The sequence below is a fragment of the Pseudomonas antarctica genome, from assembly GCF_900624995.1.
GTDB classification, from domain to species: Bacteria; Pseudomonadota; Gammaproteobacteria; order Pseudomonadales; family Pseudomonadaceae; genus Aquipseudomonas; species Aquipseudomonas antarctica.
This window is the reverse complement of the sequence record NZ_UYXQ01000007.1, coordinates 162,615-169,173: the sequence shown is the minus strand read 5'-3', so window position 1 is coordinate 169,173 and position 6,559 is coordinate 162,615. Positions and strand designations below refer to the sequence as shown.

3 protein-coding genes are annotated in these 6,559 nt (G+C 60.2%); 2 read left to right on the top strand and 1 reads right to left on the bottom strand.

Going from position 1 to position 6,559, the window contains the following annotated elements:
- Positions 1-717: 717 nt before the first annotated feature.
- On the bottom strand, positions 718-2,181 hold the full coding sequence (locus E0F99_RS07985) for a glyceraldehyde-3-phosphate dehydrogenase (RefSeq protein ID WP_083359551.1): 1,464 nt from the start codon (positions 2,179-2,181) through the stop codon (positions 718-720).
- 340 nt (positions 2,182-2,521) lie between these two features.
- Between E0F99_RS07985 and mfd the strand changes: the two genes are divergently transcribed.
- The gene (gene mfd / locus E0F99_RS07980) at positions 2,522-5,971 is read left to right on the top strand and encodes a transcription-repair coupling factor (protein ID WP_083359552.1); all 3,450 of its coding nucleotides are present in this window, start codon (positions 2,522-2,524) and stop codon (positions 5,969-5,971) included.
- Between the two features lie 11 nt (positions 5,972-5,982).
- Positions 5,983-6,552 carry a CsiV family protein gene (locus E0F99_RS07975; RefSeq protein ID WP_083359553.1) on the top strand — a complete coding sequence of 190 codons (570 nt, stop codon included), beginning with the start codon at positions 5,983-5,985 and terminating at the stop codon, positions 6,550-6,552.
- Positions 6,553-6,559 lie beyond the last annotated feature (7 nt).

Here is a 6,559-nt window from a genome sequence, read left to right as displayed (position 1 = left end):
CCTTATCGGCGCTTTGGTGAAGGGGTGGGGCGAAGTCTCCCACGGTCTGTACTGGCTAGAGTCAGATGCTGGCTTTTAGTCCCACCACCCCAACAAGTCTAACCATACAAGCGGGCTTGCTCGCGAAGGCATCAACTCGGTGTACTTGATGGACCGAGGTGTCTGCATCGCAGGCAAGCCAGCTCCCACATTTGATTGAGTTTCAGCCTCTAAGATCAGGTCGTCTGTCAGGCCGCCTCGACTTGCTTTTGATCTAACCACTCAGGTCGGCTACTAGGCCGCCGTGCTCTTGCTTTTGATCTTGATCTTAGGCGCCCCGTTAAACCACGCTGGCCGAACGCAGGCTTTGGAGCGTGGGTAAACCGGCAGGACGCCGGTTTAGCCGCGATGGGCCAAGGATGGCCCATCGCGGCGGCCCACGGTCCAAAGCCTGCGTGAGGGCACACCGAGCCTAGGCGAGGTGCCGAGTGGTGGGGCAAGAGCGTTTTGGTTACTTTTGCGCTCTTTCAAAAGTGACCCGCTGTAAGAGCGGAACCCATATCAGCCATCACCCAAATAACGGATATGCACCCAGCGCCCCCGAGACAACCAAAGCATTCAACCCATAAAAAGATGTGTAGATACCTATGCCGCGATGAGGCCAACCCAACCACCACAAAACCCACACCCATAAAAAAGCCCCGAACCAGTCGGGGCTTTTTCATTTACCGCAAAGGCTTAGCGCGGAAACGCAGGCGGGTTAACCCCAGCCATGTCTTCCATCACGCGAACCACCTGGCAGCTGTAGCCGAACTCGTTGTCGTACCACACGTACAGTACAACGCGGTTGTCCTGGGTGATGGTGGCCTCAGCATCCACCACGCCTGCGTGGCGCGAGCCGACGAAGTCGGTGGACACCACTTCCTGCGAGTTAACGAAGTCGATCTGCTTATGCAGGTCAGAGTGCAGCGCCATGTAGCGCAGGTACTCGTTCATTTCTTCGCGGGTGGCGGCTTTCTCAAGGTTCAGGTTGAGAATGGCCATCGACACGTTTGGCGTTGGAACACGGATCGCGTTACCGGTCAGCTTGCCGGCCAGCTCAGGCAGGGCCTTGGCAGCAGCGGTGGCAGCGCCGGTCTCGGTGATGACCATGTTCAGCGCGGCGCTACGACCACGGCGATCGCCTTTGTGGAAGTTGTCGATCAGGTTCTGGTCGTTGGTGTACGAGTGAACCGTTTCGACGTGGCCGTTAACGATACCGAACTTGTCATTCACCGCTTTGAGCACCGGCACGATGGCGTTGGTGGTGCAGGAAGCGGCGGACACGATCTTGTCGTCAGCCGTGATTTCAGTGTGGTTGATACCGTGAACGATGTTCTTCAGCTTGCCCTTGCCAGGCGCAGTCAGGACAACGCGGTCGATACCCGGGCAAGCCAAGTGCTGGCCCAGGCCCTCGGCATCACGCCATACGCCGGTGTTGTCCACCAGCAGGGCGTCCTTGATGCCGTACTGGGTGTAATCCACCTCAGCCGGGTTCTTCGCGTAGATCACCTGGATCAGGTTACCGTTGGCAGTGATGGTGTTGTTTTCTTCGTCGATGACGATGGTGCCGTTGAACGGACCGTGTACCGAGTCGCGGCGCAGCAGGCTGGCGCGTTTGGTCAGGTCGTTTTCGGCGCCTTTGCGCACGACGATGGCACGCAGGCGCAGGCCGTCGCCGCCACCGGTTTTTTCGATCAGGATGCGCGCCAGCAGGCGGCCGATACGACCGAAGCCGTACAGCACAACGTCGGTGCCTTTACGGGCAGCAGCGTTTTGCTGGCCAACTACATCGGCCATTTCTTCACGCACGAACTGCTCGGCGCTGCGGCCGGCACCTTCTTTGCGGAATTTGTAAGCCAACTTGCCCAGGTCTACCGAGGCCGCGCCGAGCTTGAGCTCGCTCATGGCTTTGAGCAGAGGGAATGTTTCGTGGACGGAGAGTTCGCTGTCGTCGGCAGAACGATGGCGAGCAAAGCGATGCGCCTTGAGAATCGCGATGACTGATTGGTTGATCAGGCTGCGGCCATAGATCGAGCTCACCACATTGTTATTGCGGTACAGCTGACCGATAAGCGGAATCATCGCTTCAGCGAGCGCTTCACGGTCGATCCATTCACCAAGACACTGGTCGGGCTTCTGAGTCACGGGAACCTTCCACATGTAGGGGCAGAAAAAAGGGGCTACATTATGCCGCCCGGCCTGCCTCGGAGCAATGCGCGTCAGGCAACAAAAAGTGCTTGCGAAAAAATCACACCCCGCTGCAGCCCAGTAAATACGCGGGTTCCAGAAGGCCGCTCGTTGAGCATCAACCCCGACTTGTCCGTAACCCTCCGAAACATCTGCACAAAATGGCACTACATATTGAGTCAAAACACGCCATTGTTTGTCTTAGCCACTACATTTCCTACAAACCGTAATAGGCTCAGTCAGCAACTGACAGGCGGCACCTGGGGCCGTTACAATTACCGACTTTGTCGCAACGCTTGGAGCTCAACCTTCCGTGCCCGTTCTGCGTCTACCGCTTCTCCCTGCCGCGGCAGGTAAACAGCACTGGGGCAACCTGCCCGGTGCCGCCCTGAGCCTGGCCATTGCCGAGGCTGCCAGCGCAGCCAAGCGCTTTACCCTGCTGCTCACCGCCGACAGCCAAAGCGCCGAGCGGCTGGAGCAGGAGCTGAGCTTCTTCGCCCCCGATTTGCCGGTGCTGCATTTTCCCGACTGGGAAACCCTGCCCTACGACCTGTTCTCGCCGCACCAGGACATCATTTCCCAGCGCATCGCCAGCCTGTACCGCTTGCCGGAACTGGCCCACGGCGTGCTGGTGGTGCCGATCACCACGGCCCTGCATCGCCTGGCACCGACCAAGTTCCTGCTGGGCAGCAGCCTGGTGCTGGATGTCGGCCAGAAGCTCGACGTGGAGCAAATGCGCACGCGCCTTGAGGCCAGCGGCTACCGCTGCGTCGACACGGTGTACGAACACGGCGAGTTCGCCGTGCGCGGGGCGTTAATCGACCTGTTCCCGATGGGCAGCAAACTGCCGTACCGCATCGACCTGTTCGATGACGAAATCGAAACGCTGCGCACCTTCGACCCGGACAACCAACGCTCCATTGATAAAGTGGACTCGATCAAGCTGCTGCCAGCACGGGAATTCCCGCTGCAAAAAGACGCGGTCACGCGTTTCAAGGCACGCTTTCGCGAACGCTTCGACGTGGACTTCCGCCGCTGCCCGATCTTTCAAGACTTGAGCAGCGGAATTACACCGGCCGGTATCGAGTACTACCTGCCGCTGTTCTTCGACGAAACCTCCACGCTGTTCGACTACCTGCCCCAGGACACCCAAGTGTTCTCGCTGCCGGGTATCGAGCAAGCAGCGGAGAACTTCTGGAACGATGTGCGTAATCGCTATGAAGAACGCCGCGTTGATCCGTCCAGGCCTTTATTGCCGCCTGCCGAACTGTTCCTGCCGGTGGAAGACTGCTTCGCCCGCCTGAAAAATTGGCCACGCGTAGTCGCCAGCCAACAGGACGTGGACGCCGGCAGCGGCCGCGAACGCTTCCCGGCAGGCACACTGCCGGACTTGGCGATCCAGGCCAAAGCCACGCAACCGCTGGAAGCGTTGTCCAACTTCCTCGGCGACTTCCCTGGCCGCGTGCTGTTTACCGCCGAATCCGCCGGCCGCCGCGAAGTGCTGCTGGAGTTGCTGGAACGCCTGAAGCTGCGCCCGAAAACCGTCGACAGCTGGCCGGATTTTGTCGCCAGCAAAGAGCGCCTGGCGATCACCATTGCGCCGCTGGACGAAGGCTTGTTGCTGGATGACCCGGCCTTGGCGCTGATCGCCGAGAGCCCGCTGTTCGGCCAACGCGTGATGCAGCGCCGTCGCCGTGAAAAACGCGCGGACGCCAACAACGACGCGGTGATCAAGAACCTGACCGAGCTGCGCGAAGGCGCGCCGGTGGTGCATATCGACCACGGCGTGGGCCGCTACTTGGGCCTGCAAACCCTGGAGATCGACAACCAGGCCGCCGAATTCCTCACCATGGAATACGCTGAGGGCGCCAAGCTCTACGTGCCGGTGGCCAGCCTGCACTTGATCGCACGCTACACCGGCAGCGACGACGCCCTGGCGCCGTTGCACCGCCTGGGCTCCGAGACCTGGCAGAAAGCCAAGCGCAAAGCCGCCGAGCAGGTGCGCGACGTCGCCGCCGAATTGCTCGACATCTATGCACGCCGCGCAGCCCGCGAGGGTTACGCCTTCGCTGACCCGAAAGCCGACTACGCCACGTTCAGCGCCGGCTTCGCCTTTGAAGAAACCCCGGACCAGCAAACCACCATCGAAGCGGTGCGCGCTGACATGCTCGCACCCAAGCCGATGGACCGCCTGGTGTGCGGCGACGTGGGCTTCGGCAAGACCGAAGTGGCCATGCGCGCCGCCTTTATCGCGGTGCATGGCGGCAAGCAGGTGGCAATTCTGGTGCCGACCACCCTGCTCACCCAACAGCATTACAACAGCTTCCGCGACCGCTTCGCCGACTGGCCGGTGAGCGTAGAAGTGATGAGCCGCTTCAAATCAGCCAAGGAAGTGAATGCCGCCGTCGCCGACTTGGCGGAAGGTAAAATCGACATCGTGATCGGCACCCACAAGCTGTTGTCGGACGATGTGAAGATCAAAAACCTCGGGCTGGTGATCATCGACGAAGAACACCGCTTCGGAGTGCGCCAGAAAGAACAGCTGAAAAACCTGCGCAGTGAAGTCGACATTCTTACCCTCACCGCCACGCCAATTCCGCGCACGCTGAACATGGCCGTGTCAGGCATGCGCGACCTGTCGATCATCGCCACGCCGCCGGCGCGACGCTTGTCGGTGCGCACCTTCGTGATGGAGCAGAACAAAAGCACGGTCAAGGAAGCGCTGCTGCGTGAACTGCTGCGCGGCGGTCAGGTGTACTACCTGCACAACGACGTGAAGACCATCGAGAAATGCGCCGCCGACCTCGCCGAACTGGTGCCGGAAGCACGTATCGCCATCGGCCACGGGCAGATGCGCGAGCGCGAACTCGAACAGGTAATGAGCGACTTCTACCACAAGCGCTTCAACGTGCTGATCGCCTCGACCATCATCGAGACCGGCATCGACGTGCCAAGCGCCAACACCATCATCATCGAGCGCGCCGACAAGTTCGGCCTGGCGCAACTGCACCAATTGCGCGGCCGGGTTGGGCGTAGTCACCACCAAGCCTATGCCTACTTGCTGACGCCACCGCGCCAGCAAATTACCGGCGACGCTGAAAAGCGCCTGGAAGCCATCGCCAACACCCAGGACCTCGGTGCCGGTTTTGTACTGGCCACCAACGACTTGGAAATCCGTGGCGCCGGCGAACTGCTCGGCGACGGCCAGAGCGGGCAGATCCAAGCGGTGGGTTTTACCCTGTATATGGAGATGCTTGAGCGCGCGGTTAAGGCCATCCGCAAAGGCGAACAACCGAACCTTGATCAACCCTTGGGTGGCGGCCCGGAAATCAACCTGCGCTTGCCAGCGTTGATTCCCGAAGACTACCTGCCGGACGTGCACGCGCGGCTGATCCTGTACAAGCGCATTGCCTCGGCCCCCGACGAAGAAGGCCTCAAGGACCTGCAAGTGGAGATGATCGACCGCTTCGGCTTGTTGCCGGAGCCGACCAAGAACCTGGTGCGTCTGACCCTGCTTAAATTGCAGGCCGAGCAGTTGGGCATCAAGAAAGTCGACGCCGGGCCACAAGGCGGACGTATCGAGTTCGAAGCGCAAACCCCGGTTGACCCACTGGTGCTGATCAAGCTGATTCAGGGCCAGCCCAACCGCTACAAGTTCGAAGGGGCTACGCTGTTCAAATTCATGGTGCCGATGGAACGTGCCGAAGAACGCTTTAATACATTAGAGGCGCTGTTTGAGCGCCTCATCCCGAAATCTGCTTGAAGGACGCCCCAATGCGCCTGTTCCGCATTTTGAGCTTGTTGTTGGTGGTCGTTGCTCCTTCGGCGTTTGCCGACAGCCCGTACTTGGTGGAAATGATTCTGGTGCGCCAGAACGCAGAGCCGGTGATCAATAGCCGCGCCGCGCCGGAAAACTGGGACGCCAGAGCACCACGGCTGCCGGCAGACAAAATGAGCCCGCCGCGGCTGAGCAACATCGTCGACAAACTCAGTGCCGACAATAGCTATACCGTGCTGCTGCACCGCGCCTGGGACCAGAACCTGGGCGAGCAGCCGGTAAAGCTGGCTATTACCGACGGCCAGGAGCAATTTGGCCAGTTCCCCATCGAAGGCACGCTGAACCTGCAACTGGGGCGCTTTACCGATATCGACGCAGACTTCTGGATCAACCAGTTCGGTGCCAACGGCAGCGTCATTGCCAGCGAACACCTGAGCCAGCAAGACGTGCGCACCAAGAACAACCAGCTCAACTACCTCGACGGCGGCCACTTGGCGCTGCTGATCAAGATCACTTCGCTGACTGCCAAACCACCCAGCGCGCCACCGCCCGACATTCAGGACTGATCCAGCG

Coding starts and splice junctions, on each gene's coding strand:
- E0F99_RS07985 (WP_083359551.1), bottom strand. CDS start 2,181: ATGTGGAAGGTTCCCGTGACTCAGAAGCCCGACCAGTGTCTTGGTGAA.
- E0F99_RS07975 (WP_083359553.1), top strand. CDS start 5,983: ATGCGCCTGTTCCGCATTTTGAGCTTGTTGTTGGTGGTCGTTGCTCCT.